Below are 24539 nucleotides of genomic sequence, written 5' to 3' on the forward strand. Positions count from 1 at the left end.
ATCCCTCTCTGTGGCTATGCTAACATTGAAAGCTAAAACATTCTCTTCAATAATTTATAAGGAAATGAAATAATTAATAGTGCGTTTTACTTGTTATTATTCATTAGTTGAACCAATGAAGCAGACATTTCCTAAAAAATTTTATTGATTTGATAATTTCAGAAGCTTGGAACAAAGAGAAACGCTATAATGGAGATATTATACAAACTTATATAAATAGAGAAGACTAATTCTCTTTAAATATAGAGGTGCTTTGATGAAATCAAAGGAAAATGAGAAAGAATTGATGGTCAGAAAAGGTATGCCATCTTTACCAACAAAAACAATGTTGCAACCGGCACTGGCCGAACGAATCGAGCGTTATCCGGAAAATAAACGCCGACCTGTGAATAAGACAGTCTTTAAAAATGACTATTTTCAATTAACCTACAATACAAGAAACCATTCGATGGCTATTTCTTCAAAAGGGGATCTTGTTTATTCAGCGATCCCTTATGATACGGCTCGGAACTATATTCAACGAGCGGCGATTCAGTATTTGCTTCATCCAGAAGAAATCCGCCGCTATATCGAACTGCATCAAACAACTGTGGAAAAATATTTGACGTTAAGTATTTTTCAAGTGACCGGCAAGCGAGTGGATGAACATTCATTTGAAGTAAAGCAGGCCTACAATGCCATTTTACAGAATCCGCTATTGGAAATTCAAATTGCTGGACGGCTAATGCAGCATGATGAAACTGGACCGCTGTCTGCCAATCTAGCAGGAAAATTTCTCTTTAGTGAAAATAGTAAAACAGGAATCGCCGGTTATATTTCTGAATACTTGAACTTTGTTGTGCAAGTGGCGAATTCATTGCCTTTAATGATCGACGGGAAAGAAGTACAGTTGCTGGAAAAAGCAGGGCAGGATCAGCAGTTAATCGAGCAAACCTTATCCATTCATTCTGATATTGAATCCGCATTGTCACTATTGCCGAGTGAAGTCAAGCAGGGAATCGAAAATGCCCTCGTTTCAGCAAACGCCACAGGTGTAATAAACACGCAACCTCTTTTACGCTCTGAATATGGCGAAGAATTATCTAGGCTGCGAGAAAATTATATTGCACACAGTGTTCATCCAGACGAGGCTGAAAAATATTTTCAAAATGTCCATTCAACGGAAAATCGTAATCTGATCAATGTGGTTTCTGACATTCATGCCAAAGACGGGAAGCTGCCGTTTCTTAATCGTCACTTCAATATTTTAACGGGGGATGTTTCTGATTCACATGTGAGGGACGAAGAAGTTTCCGGTCTTTATATTATCGGCGGGCATGAGTTAGTGGATGTGCTGCCTGAAACGACGGATCAAACGGATGTACAGTGGGAGAAGTGGCGCCCGTTTTTCAATTATGAATGGTTTAAAGAACTGCTGCAGGACCCAGATGAGGCGTGGTATTTATTACCTACAGGAGAACATCCATTCTATGAAGTGGTCGAGGCTGAGCTGGCTGAACGATTCCCTAAAATGAGTGTGCTGAACAATCAAAGTGTTGTTCATGAGGGCGTTCGTTATATCGGACTTACGATTCCTGTAGCATTGGTCAAGAGAAAAAAAGCGCAGCAGCAATTTATACTAAATTCATTAGAAAAATTATTGGCAGAAGATTCAGAGACTCCGACAGTAATTGTCTCACACGCGCCGTTATTCAATGAGCTGAGTTTGCTTCCCGAAACCAGCGATACTTACAATAAAGATTACAGCTGTGAAGAGCCGAAAATAGAGAAATTATTTGAACAATACCCGATTATCGGAGTGATTCATGGACATCACCACATTCCTGCTTCCTCACGTCGATTTAAAAAGACTGAGTTTGCTGGGAAACAACTGTTTGTGGTTTGCTCGATTTATTCAAAAGTGAATACTGGATTTGAATTAATGAGTTTACTTTAGGATGAAAAAGAGCACAAATGTCTGTTGCTTAAATAGTTAGATTCAACCTAATTTGAGAAAAGCTTGCCTTCTTAATGAAAAGAAGCGCGAGCTTTTTTGTTGGGGCTAGATTATTTTTAAAGATTGCAAGGGGAAAACTTTTCTGTTGACAATATGTCTAAAAGACCTATAATTAGCACGTTGATATATCTAAAAGACTGAAACATATTTATCGGTAGGGAGGATTACATGTACGATTTACTACTTTTGGGTTCATTGATTTCAGGGGATAAGACCGGCTATAAACTACAAAAAATCGTGGGCTCTGCTTTACAGCCAATGCGTAAAGTTTCCAGCGGTGTATTGTATCCTTCATTAGAAAGATTAGAAAAGGAGGGCCTTGTCACTTCTACCATCTATGAAGACGGAAGAAAGATGAAAATGTGGCATATTACCACAAAAGGCGTCGATCGCTTTATTGAGCTGATGAAAGAAAAAATCCCTTCTGATGCGAAACGCAACGACATGATTCATTTTAAGCTGCGCTCATTAGATAGTGTGACACGATCGGAACAGCTGAATATTTTAGAGGAGTTTCAATTATTTATTGAAAAGGACTTGGCTTTCTATCAAAAAGCCCAAGCGGATATGGTAGAGTATCAAGCACGTTTTCCAGAAAATGTGGAGCGCTTCCGAGTTCTGGCAGAGGCTTATGAACTAGATATTCAACTCGCTTTGACAAAATTAACGTGGATCAAGAAACAAATTGCTGATCGGAAATAAAGGATGATCGATCAAGCAATGGATATTTATAGCTAGTAGGAGTGTTAACAATTATGGAAAATTCTTCAAAAAAATGGTTTTCATTGGTCGCGATGTCTTTGGGCGTCTTTATGGGACTTTTGGACGTTACCGTAGTGAATGTGGCGTTACCAACAATGCAAAAGGCCTTCAATGAACCTTTTACCCAATTGCAATGGGTATTAAATGCGTATACCTTAGTTTTTGCGGTCACTTTATTGATCGTGTCAAAAATGGGAGACATGTATGGCCGGAAAAAGGTCTTTTTAGCTAGTTTAATTTTATTTGTCATTGCTTCTGTAGTGAACGGTTTTGCACCGTCATTACTCATTTTAGATATTGGTCGTGGTGTGCAAGCGATTGGAGGAGCAGGGATGATGTCCTTATCTATGGCTCTAGTTGCTTCTAACTTTGATGGCAAGCAGCGTGGGCTAGCTTTAGGAATACTAGGTTCAGTTATTGGCTTATCCTCTGCTTCCGGTCCCTTAGTGGGAGGATTGCTAGTGGACGCGTTTGGCTGGGAATCGATCTTTTTCATTAACTTGCCAATCGGAATTATTGCGGTTTTAATGACGATTCGTTATGTCAATGAAACACCCAGCTATGGAAGAGACCATAAAATTGATTTTATCGGAATGCTTCTATCGGCAGCGGCATTATTCAGCGGGATCTACGGATTGATTCAAAAAGAAACCCATATCAGCTTGAACTGGACAAACCCTAAAGTAGGCGGTTGGCTGCTTTTGGCCGTTGTTCTTTTAGCGCTATTCATTTTTGCTGAATCAAAAGTTGAATATCCGATGATGAACTTGAAGATGTTCAAGAATATCAATTTCATTGGCTCTGTTTTAGTCGCTTTTGCCTTAGGTTCAGGAATCTATGCTTTTAATACGTATCTGACTGTGCTTATGCAAAATTATATCGGTTGGTCCGCTTTTGACACAGGTATCCGCCAATTAGCCTTGTCTGTTTGGTCATTAATTTTAGGACCAGTCGTTGGAATTCTCGGCAATAAATTTTCTAAAAAGTGGATGATCGTGGCAGGACTATTAGTCAGCGGTGCTGGATTTCTCTTTTTGATTGGTCAATTGTCACCAACAATGGGCTATGCTCAATTGTGGCCAACGCTTGTAATGATTGGAATCGCAAATGGAATTGTTAATCCGGTGTTGAATTCTGCTGGATTAGAAGGGGTGGCTCCTGAAGAGATGGGAATGGCTTCTGGGTTATTGAATGTCTTCCGTCAATTCGGAACCAGTTTTGGGGTAGTGATTTTAGGATTAGTCGAAGCCAATCGCTATGCGGCTGTTGTGAATCAACATGCGACAGCCATGCATTTGCCTGAAAAACTAACCAACGCCTTAATCAAAGCAGGGCCATTTTCTGGTCATGAACTTGCTTTTTCTGATGCGTTAAGTAAGGCGCCGTTTGCCCATGAATTGCAAAAGGTTGTAGTCAATGCTTTTGACAAAGGATTGATCCAAATTTGTTATGTTGCTGGAACGATTGTTTTGATCGGTGCAGTTGGTGCGGCGATTTTTATGCGAGAGCGTAAAGAAGTTATTGAGTAAAAATTTCATTGTGGTCTTAAACAGCTTTCGATTTTATCGGAGGCTGTTTTTTGACGTTCTTACTTTTTTTTTGCTATTGTGTTTTATAAGATTAACTATCTATGAAGGAGGGAACAGAGGTTGAATCTAATAATCAAAGACATAGATGAGACAAATTGGCGAGCAGTTGTGGCGCTCTCTGTAGCGAAAAATCAGGAAGAGTTTATCGAAAGTAATGGGCAATCCTTGCTAGAGGCTGCGTACGATGTTTCGCTAAATTGGCGACCATTGGCGCTATATGATGAGAACCAACTTGTTGGCTTTTCCATGATTGGTGCCAAACGAGATGAAAGCATGTGGCTAGATCGCTTGATGATCGATGCGCGCTTTCAGAGAAATGGTTATGGTGGTCTTTTTATACCGTTACTGATTGATTATATGAAGGCACATTATTTGATTAAGCGGATTTATTTAAGTGTTCATGAGGAAAATAAAAAAATAATTCCTTATTATCAGCGTTTCGGTTTTATTGACAGTCATCAATATGATCCTGAAAATGGGGAACGTATCATGTATTTGGAGGTTTAATAAATATATGATTGCCTTTTCAGTGATTCGTTGCTAAAATGAATGGAAAATATGAAGAACTTTTAGCAAAATCGCCGGGTTTTGTTTTGAGTAGCAGTCTACCCATTAGGCCAATGGAGGGTAGGATGCTATTTTTTTGTGGAGGGAATCAAATGAATGAGATCAAAGGGTACGTTACTCGCAGTGTGTTAAGCACGTTGGGCTTGTCGTTGTATATTTTAGCGGATACTTTTTTTATCGCAAATGGAGTAGGGGTGCTGGGATTAGCTGCCTTGAATATCGCTATGCCTTTATTTAATCTGCTGACTGGGCTTGGTCTGTTGCTGGGGATGGGCGGAGCGACACTTTTTGCGTTAAAGGGTGGAAAAGGGAACTATTTTTCTCAACTGTTAATTGTCGGTGGGATCATTGGACTGATTTTTACGCTAATGGGTCTCTTTTCTAGCCGATTCTTGGCGCTATTATTAGGAGCTAGCGGAGCAACGGTAGATTTGACGACGATGTATATGCGTTTCATTTTGATGATGGCACCATTTTTTATCATCAATAATCTGTGTTTGGCATTTATTCGAAATGATCAAAATCCGCAACTGGCTATGAAGGCCATGATTTGCTCCAGTATTTTTAACATGATTTTTGATTACATTTTCGTTTTTCCACTGAATATGGGCATGGCTGGAGCCGCGTTGGCAACGGTATTGTCCCCTGTGCTCAGTTTGGCTATCTTAAGCACCCATCGAAATTTTTCGAAACGGCGAATTTCGCTGAGCTGGGTGAGGCCTCAATTTATGACAATCATCAAGAGTATTCAACTAGGGCTTTCTTCTTTTCTCGCAGAAATGAGTACTGGGGTGAGTATTTTGGTTTTTAATCAAGTACTGACTGGCTTAGGAGGGGATATCGCCATTGCTGCTTACGGCGTACTAGCGAATATTCTCGTTGTAGCTCTGTCCTTATTCACTGGCGTTGCACAGGGAATTCAACCCTTGATAAGCCGCGCCGTAAGCAAAAAAGAGACGCTGACTGTTCAAAATACATTGAATTTTGGCTTAAGAACCAGCTTTGTGATGGCAGTTGCACTCTATCTGATTCTGTTTTTCCTTAAGTATCCAATCATCTCTGCCTTTAACCGTGAGAATGATCCGATGCTGATTCAGTTAGCGGCGTACGGCATTCCAATTTTCTTCTTGTCTTTATTTGGCTCGTCATTAAATTTAGTATTCAGTATTTTCTTTTCTGCCATTGGTCATGCCAAACAAGCCTTTGCACTAGCGTTGTTTCGTGGATACTTTTTCTTAGTACCATTGGTAATTGTACTCGCGGGAATTTTGGGGCTGACGGGTGCTTGGGTCAGCCTGCCAATCACTGAAGGACTGACGTTGCTATTTTCCTTTTACTTTTTACAGCAGTATCGAAAAACAAACATTAGCCCTACAAGAATGTAAACAAAAAAATCAGCGATAACCTTATAAGGCTATCGCTGATTTTTTTGTGGAGAGCGTGTTTATGAGAACAGTTGCATTAAGAATCCTGAAATAATCAATACAAGAGCCCCACCTAAACGGTTACCCATTTGAGCAAAGGCGATTAATTCCATTCTGTTTGCAGCAGATAATACGGCTACGTTTCCTGTTCCGCCCATCGAGTTGTTACATAAGCCAGCGGTGATTGTTGATTCGATTGGGTATAGTCCAAACAAACGGCCTACAAATCCAGAAACAAGTGAAATAACAACCACACTGGTTAAACATAAAACAACAAATTGCCAGGTTAAAGCAGAGGCCAAAACATTTAAGTTCAGCAAAGCAATACCGATACCGGCAAGAACTGCGGCAGTAAGATTTTTAACAATTAAGTTGTTGAACATGATGGCTGCATCTTCATAATATTCAGGTAGGATATTCGTAATTTTACAAATTACGACAATGATAATCATGAAGGCATAAGCATGAATTTTTGGAACAAAGAAGTTACAGATTTGCCCTAAGATGAAGAAGGATAGCGCAACCATCAAGCCAACACCAAGCTGAGCAATGTCGGGTTTTACTTCTCGAGGTTTACCATCTCCAAGGTCGCCTTTTTCCATTAATTTACCATTACCGTTTAATTTTGGTAACGACTGGCCTGCACGTGAAACTAAAGCGGCACCGATAATTGCTAAAACATTCGTCATCGCTGTTGCAGGAATTAAACGAGAAATAATGGATGAAGCATCCGTTCCTAGAACATGTGCATAAATTGTTGATAATGGAACGGCACCTGCACCGACACCACCAGCCATAGCGGGTAATGAGATGTATAAAACAGAATTAGCAAAACCATTACCGATCAGCATGCCGACGATTCCTACGGCGAAGAAAGAAACAACCATTGAAATAAGAGCGACAGGAATAAAACGAACAGAAGCTTTCATCAATAATTTACGGTTCATCCCAAGAATACTACCTGTAATCAAAGCGGCAATGTAAAAATCCAAAAAGCCCATATTGGTTACAAAGTTTTCTGTCGATTTAACAACAGCATCAGGTAAGATACCAAAGGTTGCAATCGCTGCAGAGGCGAAGATCGCAAAAACAGATCCACCACCTAAGTAACTCTTGACGATAGGAATTTTGTTCCCAATAAAATGAAATAAGTTCCCAAAAATAACTAAGATAGCGATTGGCCCAATCATATTCGTTGGTAATTTGCCTAAGGCCATGGCTACGATCAAAACAACGACCATGATCAAGTAAATAGGCAGGCTAACACCGGAGATTTTTGTTGACCAGAAGCTGGTCTTTTTTTCTTCAACTGGCATTGCAGTTGATGTTTCTTTTTGTGCCATTAATAAAAGATCCTTTCTTTAGTAAAGCGATGTTTAATCCTATAAAAACGGGAGTAGCATTTTATCTACTCCCGTATTCAGAGAGTGTTTCTATTTATCTAATAAACCAAGCAATAAGAGAGGGGTGAATGGTTTGGATTAATCTTGGTATTCAGGAACCCATTTAGCAGCTTCGACAGCGGCTTTGACGTCAGTGATTTCCTCACGGTTTAATTGTTGATCAACAACAGATTTTGCGACTGTTTCAGCAATGATTTGTGAAAATTCAGTAATTTTTGCTACTGGAGGCAAGATAGATGCTCCTGGTTTTGTCACATCAACGATACCGCCTAATGCACGACTTGCTTGAGAAATAATTTCATCGTTTACGCGAGTAGAAGTTGAAGCGATCAAGCCTAAACCTAGGCCAGGGTACATTAGAGCATTGTTTGCTTGACCAATTTGATAAGTAACCCCATTGTATTCAACATCATCAGCAGGAATCCCAGTTCCGATTAATGCTTTACCATCTGTCCATTCGATCAAATCTTTTGCTGTCGCTTCAGCTAATTTTGTTGGATTTGATAAAGGCATAATGATTGGACGAGCAGTGTGGGCAGCCATATCTTTAATGATTGCTTCACTGAAAGCTCCAGGTTGCGTAGATGTACCGATCATAATTGTCGGATGTATTTCTTTTACCACGGCTTCTAAGTTTGTTAATGCTTCGCTGTTTGTAAATTCAGCACGTTTTCTAGCAAATGGGATTTGACCAGGTGTCAAGCCTTCAGTATCTTCAAACAATAGTCCTTGTTTGTCGACTTGGTAGAAGTGTTTGCGTGCTTCTTCTTCCGGTGTTCCTTGGCGAACCATTTCTTTTAATAAAATATTTGCGATACCAACTCCTGCGGTACCAGCACCAAAGGTTAAGATTGTTTGGTCTTTCAATGCTTCGCCAGAAATATTCAATCCGCCTAGAACACCAGCAAGTACGACAATACCAGTCCCTTGAATGTCATCGTTAAAAGTGGTGATCTTGTCTTGATATTTTTCTAAAATGTTAGCGGCATTGCCCCGACCAAAGTCTTCCCAGTGTAATAGCAGTTCAGGGAAAAGATCTGTTGCAGCTTCAACAAATTGGTCAATAAAGTCATAGTAAGTATCGCCTTCAACACGTGCATGACGATTCCCTAAATAAAGTGGATTATTCAATAATGTTTCATTGTTTGTTCCAGCGTCAATAGAAACAGGTAATACTTGTGCAGGATTGATACCAGCTGCAGCAGTATAGACCATCAATTTACCAATCGCGATATCTACACCGTTAACACCCCAGTCTCCCATTCCTAGAATGCCTTCTGCATCAGTCACAACGATCAAGCGAATGTCACGGCCGTCTGCAGCGTTTTTTAGGCTGTCTTTGATGCTTTCTGGATCATCGATTGATAAGAAAGCAGCGTCTTGTGGTTCAACGAAGATTTCGTTGTATTGTTCGATGGAATCCGCAACTACTGGATCGTAAACGATTGGCATGAATTCAACTAAATGTTGCCCCATTAATTTGTAGAACAATGTACGGTTTGTGTTGAAGATGTTCATTAAGAAAATACGTTTTTCTAAATCAGATGGTTTGCTTAGGTATTGTCCATAAGCTTGAACAGATTGTTGTTCAAGTGTTTGAACAGTGCTAGGAAGCATCCCTGTGATGCCATATTTTGTCCGTTCTTCTTTTGTAAAAGCAGTCCCTTTGTTTAAAAAGGGATTATTCAATAGGTTTAAACCTTTAAGCATAAATAAATCCTCCTATAAATTTGATTGCTAGCGCAGTATAAAAGGAGAGGAAGTTTATAGTCAAAATATTGGGTAACAATAAATATTGTTTATATGAGAGGTTTTGATTATCTTGTTAATGAATGTATGGAAACGAAAAGATTTGTTCGCTTATCCTGAATTTGAAAAAAATAAAAGATTATTTTTGAATACCTTTGCAAAAAAATAAAATGAGTCGTCAATTTTTTCTTTTATGTAGAAATTTAAGAAAAGCACCGTTCCAATAGGATTTTTTATTTAAATATGATGCAAGTTGGATTTTAAAATAACTAATATAAAAAGGAGCTTTTTTTAATACCGTTTATTAGAAGCAAATAGTTTAATAATAAAAGATAATATTTTAACTAAATCATCTTTTGGAAGATTTAATTCTAAACAATAGAATAACATAACGCAGATATGCAAAAAAATATAATAAGGGTCTCCTAAAAATTGTTGACAGAAAGGATAAACGTGTTATTTGTTGCAAAGCATTTTTCTAGGTTGATTTTTAATTTGTTGTTAGATTTCACTTAACTTAAGTAGGCTCTTTTTGCTGGCGCCAGCAAAGAAATCAATTCATCAAATTTTTAGGGGGATTTACGATGAGAAAGGATTATCGAAAACTGATGGATCAAAAAGCTCGTGCGAGGCGACGATCCAAAAAATATGTCTATGTAGGAACTTCTGTTGCAGCGGGTGTTTTATTAAGTTTAGCACCTGTTTCTGTAGTAACTCCGTTTTTTTCAATCGAGTCAACTAAGGCCTATGCAGCGCTTATAGATGGTCAATTGTTTAGCAACTTAACCTCTTCTAATTCAAGTGGAACAAGCATTGCGAACCCTTTTCCAATTGAGAATGCTAGTAGAAATGTAGATTTTACTATCTCGGCAGACAGTGGTATTGATCTAAGTCTTATTCCTGGGAATAGACGTGCTGTATTGGCCGTCCCTGAAGGGTTAAGAGGCCACGTAACACCAAATGGTACGGGAACGTTTTCAACAAATATATTACTTCCAGAAAATGGCTTGGCTCCATTATTTTCAATTGTCAATGGTGCGACAACCACTCTGATCAATTCAATCAATGCATTGATCAATTCAAATCCATTGCTTAATATCAATTTGGATGACGTATATTCTCAGCTAAATCAACTACAAAGTTTGAGTAGCCTGACAGCGGCAGATGTCGCTTTGCAATTACAAGCGCAAGGAGATCAATACATTTATGCCGATCTAGATGGGGTATTAGAAACAATTATTAGACAAGATTTAATTGAAGTATTGACGGATTTGGACAATGCAGTTCAGGCATTAACGATAACTGGAACGGGCGCAGCACTTTTGAATCAGACATTAAACCTAACGATCAAACCAGTTTTTAACGCGACATTTGAGACTGCAGAAGCACTGGTAAATGTTGGGTCAACATTACTAGGCGATCTTGTGGATGCTAGCGTTTTAGGACAAACAACAATCATACTTCCTACAACCATTACAGATCCTGTTTATCAAGATTTAGTCAATCAAGGAATAGATATGAATAATCCTTATGAAGCTGGCTTCTTGGCTACTATTGTCAAGTCGAATGTACTTTCTATTAATATCGCATCTGGAAATGATGGCTACACGCCAATCTATTATAGAGCCGCGACTGTAACTGCTCCCTATGATGTCGCAGTTACAGGAAGTTCATCAACTGGTTATGAAGTTACTGGTTACGCAGATCCGAATACTATAGTTAGAATTTACAAAGACGATGTATTAATAGCTGAAGGTCAAACAGATGGCACGGGTAGATTTACGATTCTAGTTTCTGCAGACGATGTTGATGCGTTAGATGAAATCGAATTAATTGCTTACGATCAAAACAATATTCCTAGTCTTCCAACGCCAGCGATCATTCCGGATGATGATGAAACTGATGCCGACGCTGATGCCGATGCTGACGCCGATGCTGATGCCGACGCTGATGCCGATGCTGACGCCGATGCTGATGCTGACGCCGATGCTGATGCCGATCGGGATAGAGCAGTGGCTCTATTAGCAGATAATCTTGGGACACCTCCACGTAGCTCTGGCGGTAGTGGTTATATTTCCAGTGGCGGTGGTACAGGGTCCGGCTATACAAGCAGTGCGAAACAGTACCCTGCAACTGGTGAAGAGCAAAGTGGCGCGTTAACAGCTTTAGGTGCTCTGGCCACCTTTGTTACTGGTATAGGCATATGGAAATTTAGAAAAAATAAGAAAGAAAACTAATTAATCGACGGTTGATGAAGAAGTATCGCTTCTTCATCAACCAATTATGGGGTGATCGTTTGTCTATTTATACAATTGAGAATCGATTTCAAAGTGTAAGAAATATTCTGGAAAAAAATAAACAAGAAAACGTGGAACCTTTGATTATTGTAAGCTGGGGAGAATTTGATAACCGAGGGCAAGTTAATGAAATATATGGAGAAACTCATGAAAATGTTTGGAGTGATTTTTTAGCTTATTATAATGAAAAGAAGCTCGATCAAAAAAGCTATTTCAGAGTTGATATACTGACTAAGGAAAAGCTTGTAAGTTTTGAAGAGTTGAAAGAAGTGATAGGTCGTATTAAAAGAAATAACTACGGGGATTTCAATTTTCGAGTCGTAGGAAAAAAACAGCGTAGTTTTTTAATGGAGGAATTAACTGGAAATGCTATTTTAAAACCAAGCAAAAAACATAGAGTGGGACGAAATCTTCCTGAACTATCAATTAATGAACAAAATTATCGCGGCTATGTGAAAAGAAAGTATGGAGAAAGAGACTCTGATTTAAGTTACCTAGAACAAGCGGTTATTTACATATTTGAGACTCAGGCCTTCTATTTTGAGGCCGATCAAGCTTATTCTCTAAAGGATTATGGAAATGGTAATCGTGTCAGAGCAATTACGTATTCAAATTTAGCAGAAATGACTGATTTAGTGATTCATCATGGGACAGATTATTTAAAAAATCAGTTAACCTCCAGCGGCCAATTCATTTATGGTTATTTTCCTTGCTATGATCAGGAAATCAAAGGCTATAATTCGGTCCGTCACTTTTCCTCTTTGTATGCATTATGTGAAGCTGCACAATACTTAAAGGCCGAAAGTGTATATAGCGATTTAAGCAAAGGAATTCTTTGGGGAATTCAACAGTTAACGTCAACTATTCATGGTTATACAATGGTAGGGGAGCCCTTAAATACGAGGATTGAATATAAACTAGGCGCTCAAGCAACGGCAATTCTAGCAATTGCAAAATATACTGAAGTGACAGGAGACACCCAGTTTAATTCATTTTTGAAAAAATTGATTATGTCTGTTGAAGATAAATTTATGACTAAGGACAATCGAACGATTCATGTATTAAATGAAGATCTGTCGATTAAAGAAACTTTCAGAATTGTTTATTATGATGGTGAAATTCTTTTCGCTTTGCTTCGCGCATATGGGATATTTAGAGAAGAGAAGATTTTAAGAACTTGCGAGGCACTAATGAAGCAGTTTATCGAAAATGACTATCAAAAATACCACGATCATTGGTTAAGCTACGCCACCAACGAATTTTTAAAATATCAAGAAAAAAAGGAGTATTATCGTTTTGGATTAAACAATGCATTAGGAAATATTCGCTTCATTGATAAAAGAGATACTGCTTACCCAACTATGTTGGAGTTGTTGGTGGCTGCTTCAAAGATGGTGAACAAGCTTGCGGTCAGTGAAATGAAACCAATGATTTTTCAAAAGGAGGAAGAGTTTTTAGCGGTAAAGGATCGAATAAACGCTGTGATGAAAAAAAGAGTCCAGCATGAATTATCCACTGGGGTCATGTTTCCAGAGTTTGCTCAGTTTTTCAAAAAACCTAGTAAAATCAGCTATGGTTTTTTTGCAAGGCATGATCGATTTAGGATGAGAATTGATGATGCGGAACATTTTTTGTCGGGATTGATTAATTTTAGGCTTCATGAAATGGAGGAGAAGAAACTATGGTAGGAACAATTCGTTTTATTGCTTTAGCTTTGATCGCTGTTTCCTATCTAATTACACGATTACGAAAAAAAGAGGAACATAAGAAAAAGCCAGCTTCTTTAGACTTTAGTAATTATGAAAAAAATGAAGCCGGACTTTATCCTTGGGAGGTTGATACTGACGACTCTCCTGAACGCATCCCTGAAAACGCGAAGCGATATGTGAATAAAGCGAGGCTTAAGCGTGGAAGGTGGTAAAGAAAAGCTTTCGCAGAAAAAGACCTTAGGAACTTACTCCTATGGTCTTTTTGCTGCGGCCTAATTTCCTTTCATATCTAGGAAAGAATAATCGCGAACATCAAAACGATTTCGGCTGCGGGAATATTCGATGGGGTCCCCATTTTGCTGATAGGCGATCTGTCGAATTTCCAGAACAGGATCGTCTACTGCGCAATCTAGATACTTTTGATCGTATTCAGAGCTTTTATCCGCTCGAATTGTTCGGTAAGCACCGGTAATTTTTATACCAAGATCATTTTTGATGTATTGATAAATTGAGGATTCAATAATCTCCTTTTTCAGGTTAGGAACAGCCTGGATCGGCATATAAGTGTGTTCCAAAATGAAAGGATTATCATCTAATACTCTTAGACGAATGATATTATAGACGGGTTCTTCCTCAGATATATGCAATTTTTCTTGAATTGCTGTATCGGGAAACTCAACATTAAACTCGATGATACGGCTTTCCAATTTTCGATTGGCTTTTTCCATTTCAGCGCTAAGCCCCTCATAGTAGGATAAAGCTGAAGTGTCTTTTGTTAAAAAAGGATGGTGTAGAACGGTTGTCCCAACTCCCTTTTTTGATGCAATCAATCCTTCTAGAGTTAAAATCTCTAGGGCTTTTTGAACAGTCATGCGACTGACAGAAAATTCCTTCACCAATTCGATTTGCTTTGGTAATAAGGAGCCAGCAGGATACGTCTCGGTTTTTATTCGGTTTCGTAATGTATTAGCGATTTCTTCGTATTTTGGCATGTAATCACCTCGATATGATTATACCTAAGTTTAAATGTCTATACAATAAATAAAAAAAGTTAAGACAAACTTTTTAGGTCTATCTTAACTTACTATTCATTATTCAATATCGAAATTCGGCTGCTTGTCGAGAATGCGTAGGAAAGGATACCAAATAAAGCCGACGATAATGAAATCAAGGACTTGTAATGCCCCTCCTAACCAAGAATTTGTAGCCAAAATACCACTGGCGACGATAGGGACAGTCCACGGAACAGAAACACCGGTTGGTGGAGGTACGATACCGGCAGCCATGACTAGATAATTAATAGTCGTAACGACCAGAGGAGCCAACACCCAAGGAATCAAAATGGTCGCATTTAATACGATCGGCAAGCCAAAGATCGCCGGCTCATTCACATTAAAAATCCCAGGGGCAAGAGCTAGTCTACCCACATCACGGTATTGTTTTTTCTTCAAGACAAAGGCCATCAAAATAACTACAGCCAAGGTCATACCAGAACCTCCCAGTCCTACAGTAAAAGTTTCCATAAATGGTTTTGAGATGATGTGAGGCAACGGATCTCCCGCTTTATAAGCTTCCAGATTGTCTAGCATTAAGGTATTCCAAATTGGATCCATCACTGAATTGACAATAATTTGTCCGTGAAGACCAAAGAACCATAAAAATTGTACTAAGAAAAGAGCCAATAGTGTAGCGGGTAGGCTGCTGCCAAGACCTGTCAAAGGCTTTTGGATCACTTCGTAAATAACATCATGTAAGTTTGCATGGAAAACGCCTGTCATAATTGCATTGACAATTAAGAAAACAGTAAGTGTCATAACGGCAGGAATTAAAGCAGCAAATGATTTTGTTACTGCAGGCGGCACGCCATCAGGCATCTTGATTTGCCACCCTCTTTTAGTAATTCGGCAGTAGATTTCGGCTGCGATAAATGCGGCGATCATCCCAATAAACATCCCTTTTGCACCAAGCCGATCCAATGAAAGAACACCGCCGAGTTCTTCACCATTTTCTAGACTCATTACAAAAGGTGTCAAAATTAGAAAGCTGGCGAAAGAAACAGCGCCACCAAAAATTCCTTCTACTTCATATGATTCTGATAAATAATAGCCAATCCCAAATGTAACAAACACAGACATGATGCTCATCGTCGCATTTTGACCGTTACCAAAGAGTTCAGATAACATTCCTTTAGTAGCGTCGTTAAAAAAGGGCAGGTTGTTAATAACAACCACGATTGAACCAAACATGGTCAGTGGAAATGACAACATAAATGCGTCTCTTAATACCGTTAAGTAGCGATTTTGTCCTAGCTTATTTGCGAGGGGCATGATTTTCTCCGCCAGTTTATCCATAAACCCATTCATTCTATTCACCTCTTAAATTTTTTGTAATCGATTACAGGTATAATTTAACACGATTACGAAATTATGTCTAGTCATAGTTTTAAAATGATTGATTTTTATTTTTAATTTGTTTATGATTGACAAGAGAAATAAAGAGTCATTTTGTTTCGAAGCAGAATAGATGTTGAAATTTAGGAGGAAGAAACGATGAAGTATACATTTCCAGAAAAATTTTGGTGGGGATCGTCAGCAAGTGGACCACAGACAGAGGGAAGATTCGAGGGAGATGGTAAGGGTGAAAATATTTGGGATCATTGGTACAAAATAGAGCCTGAGAAGTTTTTTGATCGAGTAGGTCCTGATAAGGCCTCTCGAGTTTATGAACGATTTCAAGAAGATGTGAACCTGATGAAGCAGACGGGTCATAATTCATTCCGAACCTCTATTCAATGGAGTCGTTTGATTCCAGACGGGGTGGGAGATGTCAATCAAGAGGCGGTTAGGTTTTATAATCGTTATATTGATGAGCTTTTAGCAAACGGGATCGAACCTTTTATAAATCTATTTCACTTTGACATGCCTTTAGCACTTCAAGAAAAAGGTGGATGGACAAATCGAGAGACGGTTGATGCTTATGTAGCTTATGCGAAAACGTGCTTTGAGTTATTTGGTGATCGTGTAAAAAAATGGTTTACGCATAATGAACCAATTGTTCCGGTGGAAGGCGGATATCTTTATCAATTTCATTATCCGAACCATGTCATTATGGAGGAAGCCGTGATGGTGGGGTATCACGAAAATTTGGCCAGCGCAAAGGCGATACATGCTTATCATGAAATGGGACTAGCTGGAGAAATTGGTATTATTTTGAATTTAACTCCTAGTTATCCAAGGGATGAGGACAATTCAGCAGATGTAAAAGCGGCTCAAATGGCAGATGCCTTTTTCAATCGTTCTTTTCTAGATCCTGCAGTGAAGGGTGAGTTTCCTAAAGAATTAATTGCAGTGGTGAAGGATTTAGGGATCGTGCCAGAGATACAGGAGGGAGATTTGGAAATCATCAAAAATAATACGGTTGATTTGTTGGGAATTAATTACTATCAACCGAGACGGATCAAAGCAAAGGAAACACTGGTTGATCCTACACATGGCCCCATGCCTGATGATTATTTTGATTATTATGATATGCCAGATAAAAAAATCAACCCTTATCGTGGATGGGAAATTTATGAAAAAGGCATCTATGATATCTTGACGAATGTACGAGAAAATTACGGAAATATTCGTTGTTTCATCTCTGAAAATGGGATGGGTGTCGAAGGCGAAGAGCGTTACATTAACGAGCATGGTCAGATTGAGGATGACTATCGCATTGAGTTTGTTTCAGACCATTTGAGATATGTTCATCAAGCGATTCAAGAAGGAACCAATTGTTTAGGTTATCATATGTGGACTTGCATGGATAATTGGTCATGGACCAATGCCTATAAAAATCGATATGGCTTTATCTCGGTGGATATAAAAAATGATGGCAAGCGAACGATCAAAAAATCCGGTCACTGGTTTAAAACCGTAGCGGATAATCATGGCTTTACAGAATAAAGAACTAGAGGCTGTGACATAAGTCTCAAAAAAAAGCACTAGAAACGACGTAAAAACGTCCTTTTCTAGTGCTTTTTGGGTAAAATAAAAGAGTACGGTAGCACCCGTACTCTAAATCATTCAATCCCCGAAAGGATCAAAATCATGCATACAAATTATAACATGAATCAACTCACTTTAGATATCACAACTTCTTATATTCCAAAAAAAGACAGCACTGCTTGGTTTATTAATGAACTCGTTGAATCTCTTGAAATCACGGATTCCTATCTTTTTGGTCGTCCCCGGAACTATGATTTGAGTGCGATGTTAAAACTGGTTCTTTTTGCCTATACCCGTAGTGTGTTTAGCAGTCGGAAAATTGAACAGTTGGCAGAAGAAAGCCTACCGGCTCGTTGGTTGACCCAAGAACAGATGCCTACCTATCGAACCATTGCCCGCTTTCGTGTTTCCAATGAGTTAGAAACATTGATCGAAAAAGGGTTGGATTCGTTGGTCCATTATTTAAGAGAGCGACAATTGATTAATGATTCGATTTTTATCGATGGAACGAAGCTCCTCGCAGATGCCAATAAATACAGTTTTGTTTGGAAAAAGACCACGCTCAACTATGACAAAATGAATCGTGAGCAGATCGTCTCTTTGATGTCTGAACTGAAAGAGGCACATTTAGCGAGTCACGTTCCTGAAGGAACCTCACTCACATTAGATATGATAGATGAAGTACTGACGAGGTTGGAAATACGGCTAGAAGAATTGGAACAAGAAGTACTTGAAACCAGAAAGGTTTCACCAAATCCAGCCAAACAGCAGCGCCGTTTATTAAAAGCACAAACACGAAAACTAAATGAACGGCGTGAAAAAATGGTCGATCATCAACAGCGCTTAGTTATTTGTGGTGCCCGCAATAGCTATTCAAAAACAGATAACGATGCCACATTTATGCGTGTCAAAGAAGATCCTATGCGCAATGGGCAATTAAAACCTGCGTTCAATCTTCAAATAGCCACCAGTAATCAGTTCATTTTGGGTTATGATGTCTATCAAAATCCAACGGATACCAAAACCTTTCCCACGTTTATAAAAAAATTGAACGTGGCGAATCGCCTCCCAATGCATATTGTCGCGGATGCAGGGTATGGTTCAGAACAAAATTATCGGTACCTTGAAGATGAACTACCGAACCACACTGCATTGATCCCTTACTCAACGATGTTGAAAGAACAGAGTAAGAAGTGGCAATCGGACGAACGAAAAGTGATGAATTGGACGTACAACGAACAAGAGGATTATTATCTTGATCCAAAAGGTGTTCGTTTTAATTTCAATGCGTACAGAACAGAGACGGATAAAGTCGATGGGTTTGTCCGAGATTTTAAAGAATACAAAGCAGAGAAATACACAGAAAACAAAGAAGTGATTCAAGAAGCGTTGACCCAAGGGGGAAATACACGCATCATTAAGGTCAATCCTTCGTTAGAATATTTTAAAGCCAAACAACGCACCTTGCTTTCAGAACCTGAAAATGGAAAAATCTACGCACAAAGAAAAATTGACGTAGAACCTGTTTTTGGATGGATGAAGGCTTGTTTGCATTTCACTCGGTACCATGTTCGAAGCATGGAAAAGATGAAAAAGGAAACGGGCATCCTTATCATGGCATTGAATATGAGAAAGTTAGCGGCAATGAAACGGCTGGGCACCTTGGGTACATAGAAATTGGCGTCCATAAATCATTTACTGATTTATGGACGCCAATTTTTTCCTATTAAAGACTATGACTTATGTCACGGCCTCTAGTTCTTTATATTAATAGAAGAAAAGTTTATTGCGTTTTAACACAAACGTTCTAAGTAGACAAAATTGAGAAGTTTTCTTTCTACATACTGAAAATTTGCGAAACAAATTGATGACCAAAGAAGCAATCTATACTATAATATGAGAAACTATCAATGAGATTCTAATTTAAAGAGCATTATTCTAAGAATTTCTATGGAAATGAGTGAGACGATGATCGATACGGAAGTCAAAGAGCTAGAAGAGTTAGTTACTACCATGCGTCGAGAGCTGCACCAAATCCCTGAGTTAGGTTTGGAAGAAAAGCAAACGGCTGCATATATTCGAAAAAAATTGGCATCCTATGGTGTCAGTGAAACGTATGAAGTCATTGAAACAGGTACGATTGCAGTCCTACGAGGAGAAAAACCAGGGAAAACATTGGCTTTTCGTTCAGATATTGATGCATTGCCGGTCGAAGAACAGACAGGCTATGAGTTTGCTTCAAAAACAGCGGGGAAAATGCATGCTTGCGGGCATGATGGTCATATGGCAACGTTACTGGGGTTTATCGCTTATTTGCATAAGCACCCGGAAAAAGTTCAGGGGACACTCGTTTTTGTCTTTCAACCCGCTGAAGAAGGACCTGGCGGCGCAGAATTGATTATGAAAACGGGGATTTTGCAAAAATTAGGTGTAGAAGAAATCGTTGGTTTGCATGTCTTTCCAGATTTGCCAGCGGGGAAAATTTCTTGTCGGCCAGGACCGATGATGGCTCGTAATGCCGAGGTGACGATCACGATCAAAGGAGTCAGCACTCATGGTGCTCAGCCACAGCTTGGAGAAGATGCGATTGTTGCTGCAGGCGGCGTCATTTCAGGGCTAAATAGTATTTTAGCCAGAAATATTGGTCCCTTAGACAATGTCGTTTTGACTTTCGGCACGATTCACGGCGGAGAAGCGATGAATATCGTAGCGAAGGAAGTCGTTTTGCATGGAACTATGAGAGCCTTTGATGATCAAGTTTATGATGAGGTGGTTCGTCGAACGGAGCTGTTGGCTGGAGAAATAGCGAAGGGCTATGGCTGCGAGGCAATAGTTGATTTTAACCATATGTATCGGGTGGTGGATAATGATCCGAAAATGGTTGAGAAGCTGGAAAAGGTTGCGGCGGATTATTATGTAGAAACATCGCCATATTTGATTGCGGAAGATTTTTCGATGTATCAGCAAGAAATTCCTGGGATGTTTTTCTTCTTGGGTATTCGAGATGAGGAAAAAGGCTATACGTATCCACTACATAGTGGAAAGATGAAATTCGATGAAGTAAATCTGCTTTTGGGAATTCAGACCTATGTAAATTTGATTGCTGGATTGAATGATAACTAATTGAGGGGGCTTACAATGGAATTTGAAACAAAAAATGGACATTTGATGTGGGATGGCTGTGACACAGTTGCTTTGGCAGAAAAATTCGGTACACCGCTTTATGTTTTTTCGCAAACGATGATTGAAGAAAAATGCCAAGAACTGCAGCGAGATTTTGTAGATAAGTATGAAAATGTTCGGGTAGCATTTGCTAGTAAGGCATTTTCTACGTTAGCGATGCTGAAAATTATTCAGCAGCAAGGCTTTTCTCTAGACGTTGTCTCTGATGGAGAGCTCTACACAGCGATCAAAGGGGATTTTCCGGCTGAACATATTGAAATGAATGGTAATAATAAATCTATCGAAGAACTGGAAATGGCGATTGATTATGGTGTTGGCCGAATCATCATTGATAGTCTGCAGGAAGTGGATCTGATTGCGGCGATTGCCAAAGAAAAACAAAAAACAGTGGACATTCTATTTCGAATTACACCGGAAGTGAATGTACAGACCCATTCCTTTATTTCGACTGGGCAAAAGGATTCAAAATTCGGGATTCCGATTGATGAAGCGATTTTATTCCCGCAGATTCAACAGGCGATTGAGACACCGGAAGTGAACTTTCTAGGCTTTCATTTTCATGTCGGCAGTCAATTATTTGATAACCAAGCACACCTTGCTGCAGTAGCTATCGCGTTGGATTTGGTTAAAATGGTGAAAGAACGCTTTGCTTATACCGTAAAAGAGTTGAATTTTGGTGGTGGGTTTGGTGTTCGTTATACAGACGCGGATCAGCCGAAGCCTTTTAGCTATTTTACTGATCCAATGATGGAGAAAGTTTTAGCGTTTTGTGAGGAGGAGAATTTTTCTCAACCCGCAGTCGTTATTGAGCCGGGACGCAGTATTGTAGCAGAAGCAGGAATCAGTTTGCACAAAATTGGCGCGATCAAAGAGCTTCCTGGTTTGCGGAAATATGTCAGCATCGACGGTGGAATGACAGATAATATCCGCCCAGGGCTTTACGAAGCAGAATACACCGGGATTTTAGCGAATAAGGCTGAGGAAAAAGCTGTCGAAAAAGTGACTGTTTCAGGGAAAGCCTGTGAAAATACTGATATTTTAGTGAAAGATATCGCGTTGCCAATAGTTGAGACAGGAGATATTTTTGCTACCTTCTCAACAGGAGCTTACGGGTATTCAATGGCTAGTAATTACAATAAGCTTGCTATTCCAGCAGTTGTATTAACAAAAGCAGGAAAGGCAGAACTGATTGTCAAAAGACAAACATTAGATCAAATTATTCAAAATGAAGAAATTCCAAGTTTCTTAAACTAGAAACACTGAAAGAGAGGCTAGAGCATGAAGGTTCCTTTTTATAAAATGCAAGGTGCTGGAAATGATTTTATTTTAATCGATAATCAAAAACAAAAATTTTCTAGTGAGCAATTAGCGATTTTTTCAGCGCGTGTTTGCACTCGACGTATTTCAGTTGGCGCAGACACACTGATTGCAATTGAAAATGCTCGTGAAGATGGCGACTTTTATGCACGCTTCTTTAATGCAGATGGGTCTGAAGCAGAGATGTGTGGAAACGGAGCTCGTTGTGTTGCTCGTTGGGCTTATGAGACCGGAGTAGCAAAAGATAAAATGGTTATTGAAACGATTGCTGGCAATGTTCCCGCTGAACGATTGGATACTCGAACCTATCGTGTACAATTAAATTCTCCGACTGTTTTCGAAGCAGATAAGCAGCTTTTAGTTGATGGAAAAGAGGTCAGCATTGATTATGTCGAATTGGGGAATCCAGGAATTCCTCATTTAGTTGTTCATATACCGGATCTTGCAATGACAGAATTAGAAACAATTATTGAGTTTGCTAAAAAGCTGAGAAATCATCCCGCTTTTGAAAAGGGAGCGAATGTAAATTTCTATGATATTTTATCTGATCAAACGGTCGTGGAGCGCACCTATGAACGAGGGGTAGAGGATTTCACGCTGGCTTGCGGAACAGGTACAGGTTCAACGGCATACGCCTTAACAAAAAAAGGCTTAATTGCAACGGATCCAGTCGTAATAGAGGTTTTAGGTGGACAGCTAAAAGTGAATGTTGTGAACGAAGAACTTTATTTAATAGGGGATACCAATATCGTGGCTGAAGGCACAATATTGGATGAAGACTTAGCGTAAAAAAAGATGACCGAATCTGGTCATCTTTTTTAGTTAATCGATCAGAACAATTTTTTGCTTATTGTATTCCTTACGCACCTTATCTGGAATTTCCTCAGAAATTAAATAAGTGAGGTCGTCAACCGGTCCCACAATATGGTTGCTGATTGTTCCAAATTTGTCATTCGTAATCATTCCAAGAACTTCAGTAGAGATACGGATCATTTCTCTTTTTATTTCAGATTCCTGAGTAGTTGGAACACTGGTCCCGGCATCTATATCTAGATTGTAGATGCCCATAATGTAAAGATCTGCGCGAATATTTCTCAGCTGCTTGTAGGCTTGCACACCGATGTTAATCATGGATTGCTTATAAAAAACACCACCAATATTTATAATTTCAATATTCGGATGCTGTGCTAATTCAATAGCGATCGGAGGGCTGTTCGTAATAATGGTTGCCCGGAAGTCTTGCGGGATTTCTTTGGCTAAAGCTAAGTTTGTTGTACTGCCATCAATAATGATCACGGAGTCTTCTTTTAGAAAGGGCAGTGCTTTCTGTGCTAACTCTTTCTTTCGTTCACTAGCTACAGTTTCTCGATAATTAAAATCCGTAATGGGAGGACCTACACGTAAAGCCCCGCTATGGACTCTTTTTAAAAGACCTTGTCCATCTAATTCCTTCAAATCACGACGAATTGTATCTTCTGAAACGTTGAATCGCTGGCTTAAATCGCTGGCGATAACTTTTTGTTCAATATTTAATAGATCGACAATTTTCTGGTGACGTTCTTCTTTTAACATCTTGCGCACTCCTTCTTGTTTTCTCCTGTTTATCATGCCATGTATGCGTTTTTATGTCAACGTTAGCTATAGTTATACGAGTTAACGTGCACAAACATGCAAATAGAATTAATTTATTTGCATGTTTGTGTTGACTTGTACTTGTTAAGCGGTTACAATGAGCTTGTAAATGAAGGACACTGTTTTACTAACGACCAACGTTTACAAAACCTTTCAATTACAATCTGCAGAATGTTCAATTGAATAGTAGTGTCATTAAAATGAATGAGGAGAACATTTATGGAAAAGAAAATCATTTTATCGCCTTCAATCATGTGCGGCGATTTGGTGAATCTAGAAAAAAGTATCAGTGAGTTAGAAGCTGTGGGTATGGATACTTTGCATATCGATGTGATCGATGGGTCGTTTAGCCCAAGCATGCCTTTGGGAATCGAGACGATTAAACGAATGCGGGAAATCACATCGATGGCCTTTGATGTGCATATCATGTCAAATGATAATGAATTTTTTATTAATGAGATGCTGAAGGTTGGTGTTGAAGGAATCACTTTCCACCAGGAAACGAGCTTGCATATTGATCGCTATATTCAATTAATCAAGAATACAGGGACAAAAGTTGGGGTAGCGTTGAATCCGGCAACACCGCTAAATGTTTTGGATTATATTTTACCTGAGATTGATCGTGTGTGTTTAATGTTGATTAATCCCGGCTTTGCGACGAATAAGGCAGAGAAGCAGATTCCTTACGCCTTAAAGAAAATTGCCGATCTTCGTAAGTTGATTGATACGCAAGAATTAGCGGTTGATCTTCAAGTGGATGGGCGCGTTTCACTAGTAACAATTCCAGATTTGTTAGATGCGGGTGCGACAAACTTAGTGTTAGGAAGTACAAGCCTGTTCATTGCAGGAAATACGTTGACAGAAAATCGTCAATTATTGTCTGAAGCAGTGAATAAATCGATATTAGTCAGATAGGGAGGAAACG

General features: G+C 39.1%; 18 protein-coding genes and 1 pseudogene. 14 read left to right on the forward strand and 5 right to left on the reverse strand.

What is annotated here, in order from left to right; all coding sequences use genetic code 11:
• The first annotated feature begins 256 nt into the window (after nt 1–256).
• From J9537_RS19945 to J9537_RS19965, 5 genes are all read left to right on the forward strand, one after another.
• A complete protein-coding gene (locus J9537_RS19945) occupies nt 257–1936 on the forward strand; it encodes a metallophosphoesterase family protein (protein WP_218257493.1) in 1680 nt (559 codons plus the stop codon).
• A 228-nt stretch (nt 1937–2164) separates the two neighbouring features.
• Nucleotides 2165–2698, forward strand: coding sequence for a PadR family transcriptional regulator (locus J9537_RS19950; protein ID WP_010743728.1), 534 nt, complete (start codon nt 2165–2167; stop codon nt 2696–2698).
• Nucleotides 2699–2751: 53 nt separating this feature from the next.
• Nucleotides 2752–4287 carry an MFS transporter gene (locus J9537_RS19955; protein ID WP_218257494.1) on the forward strand — a complete coding sequence of 512 codons (1536 nt, stop codon included), beginning with the start codon at nt 2752–2754 and terminating at the stop codon, nt 4285–4287.
• 120 nt (nt 4288–4407) lie between these two features.
• Nucleotides 4408–4854: a GNAT family N-acetyltransferase gene (locus J9537_RS19960; protein WP_218257495.1), complete on the forward strand. Its 447-nt coding sequence runs from the start codon at nt 4408–4410 to the stop codon at nt 4852–4854.
• 152 nt (nt 4855–5006) lie between these two features.
• Entirely contained in the window at nt 5007–6299 is a 1293-nt protein-coding gene (locus J9537_RS19965; protein ID WP_218257496.1) for an MATE family efflux transporter, read from the forward strand.
• 59 nt (nt 6300–6358) lie between these two features.
• Here J9537_RS19965 and J9537_RS19970 read toward each other — a convergent pair whose 3' ends face one another.
• Both J9537_RS19970 and J9537_RS19975 read right to left on the reverse strand, forming a co-directional pair.
• Nucleotides 6359–7681: a 2-hydroxycarboxylate transporter family protein gene (locus tag J9537_RS19970; RefSeq protein ID WP_218257497.1), complete on the reverse strand. Its 1323-nt coding sequence runs from the start codon at nt 7679–7681 to the stop codon at nt 6359–6361.
• Nucleotides 7682–7819: 138 nt separating this feature from the next.
• Nucleotides 7820–9451, reverse strand: a complete 1632-nt coding sequence (locus J9537_RS19975) for a malolactic enzyme (RefSeq protein WP_218257498.1) — start codon at nt 9449–9451, stop codon at nt 7820–7822.
• A gap of 623 nt (nt 9452–10074) precedes the next feature.
• Between J9537_RS19975 and J9537_RS19980 the strand changes: the two genes are divergently transcribed.
• From J9537_RS19980 to J9537_RS19990, 3 genes are read left to right on the forward strand one after another with little or no spacing between them, the layout of a single operon-like run.
• On the forward strand, nt 10075–11727 hold the full coding sequence (locus J9537_RS19980) for an LPXTG cell wall anchor domain-containing protein (protein WP_218257499.1): 1653 nt from the start codon (nt 10075–10077) through the stop codon (nt 11725–11727).
• A gap of 14 nt (nt 11728–11741) precedes the next feature.
• Complete coding sequence (locus J9537_RS19985; protein WP_245001339.1) at nt 11742–13475, forward strand: hypothetical protein; 1734 nt, start codon at nt 11742–11744, stop codon at nt 13473–13475.
• Nucleotides 13469–13708 (forward strand): hypothetical protein, encoded by a 240-nt coding sequence (locus J9537_RS19990; RefSeq protein WP_010743720.1) that lies wholly within the window; start codon nt 13469–13471, stop codon nt 13706–13708. The genes J9537_RS19985 and J9537_RS19990 overlap by 7 nt, the downstream gene beginning before the upstream one ends.
• Nucleotides 13709–13768: 60 nt before the next feature.
• On the opposite strand, the gene J9537_RS19995 is transcribed toward J9537_RS19990, so the two are convergent.
• Both J9537_RS19995 and celB read right to left on the reverse strand, forming a co-directional pair.
• On the reverse strand, nt 13769–14488 hold the full coding sequence (locus J9537_RS19995) for a GntR family transcriptional regulator (protein ID WP_218257500.1): 720 nt from the start codon (nt 14486–14488) through the stop codon (nt 13769–13771).
• A gap of 99 nt (nt 14489–14587) precedes the next feature.
• On the reverse strand, nt 14588–15859 hold the full coding sequence (gene celB, locus J9537_RS20000; RefSeq protein ID WP_218257501.1) for a PTS cellobiose transporter subunit IIC: 1272 nt from the start codon (nt 15857–15859) through the stop codon (nt 14588–14590).
• Between the two features lie 186 nt (nt 15860–16045).
• On the opposite strand from celB, the gene J9537_RS20005 reads away from it, so the two are divergent.
• From J9537_RS20005 to dapF, 5 genes and pseudogenes are all read left to right on the forward strand, one after another.
• Nucleotides 16046–17440: a glycoside hydrolase family 1 protein gene (locus tag J9537_RS20005; RefSeq protein WP_218257502.1), complete on the forward strand. Its 1395-nt coding sequence runs from the start codon at nt 16046–16048 to the stop codon at nt 17438–17440.
• A 144-nt stretch (nt 17441–17584) separates the two neighbouring features.
• A pseudogene (locus J9537_RS20010) lies at nt 17585–19129 on the forward strand (IS1182 family transposase); the annotation flags it as partial.
• Between the two features lie 321 nt (nt 19130–19450).
• A complete protein-coding gene (locus tag J9537_RS20015) occupies nt 19451–20605 on the forward strand; it encodes a M20 metallopeptidase family protein (protein ID WP_218257504.1) in 1155 nt (384 codons plus the stop codon).
• Nucleotides 20606–20620: 15 nt separating this feature from the next.
• Nucleotides 20621–21919 carry a diaminopimelate decarboxylase gene (gene lysA / locus J9537_RS20020; RefSeq protein ID WP_218257505.1) on the forward strand — a complete coding sequence of 433 codons (1299 nt, stop codon included), beginning with the start codon at nt 20621–20623 and terminating at the stop codon, nt 21917–21919.
• A gap of 24 nt (nt 21920–21943) precedes the next feature.
• Entirely contained in the window at nt 21944–22771 is an 828-nt protein-coding gene (gene dapF / locus J9537_RS20025; RefSeq protein WP_218257506.1) for a diaminopimelate epimerase, read from the forward strand.
• Between the two features lie 33 nt (nt 22772–22804).
• Here the strand turns inward: dapF and J9537_RS20030 are convergent, their stop codons facing one another.
• Nucleotides 22805–23554 (reverse strand): DeoR/GlpR family DNA-binding transcription regulator, encoded by a 750-nt coding sequence (locus J9537_RS20030; protein WP_218257507.1) that lies wholly within the window; start codon nt 23552–23554, stop codon nt 22805–22807.
• Between the two features lie 279 nt (nt 23555–23833).
• Between J9537_RS20030 and J9537_RS20035 the strand changes: the two genes are divergently transcribed.
• Nucleotides 23834–24529 (forward strand): ribulose-phosphate 3-epimerase, encoded by a 696-nt coding sequence (locus J9537_RS20035; protein WP_218257508.1) that lies wholly within the window; start codon nt 23834–23836, stop codon nt 24527–24529.
• Nucleotides 24530–24539 lie beyond the last annotated feature (10 nt).

The organism is Enterococcus raffinosus (genome assembly GCF_019175485.1).
GTDB classification, from domain to species: domain Bacteria; phylum Bacillota; class Bacilli; order Lactobacillales; family Enterococcaceae; genus Enterococcus_A; species Enterococcus_A raffinosus.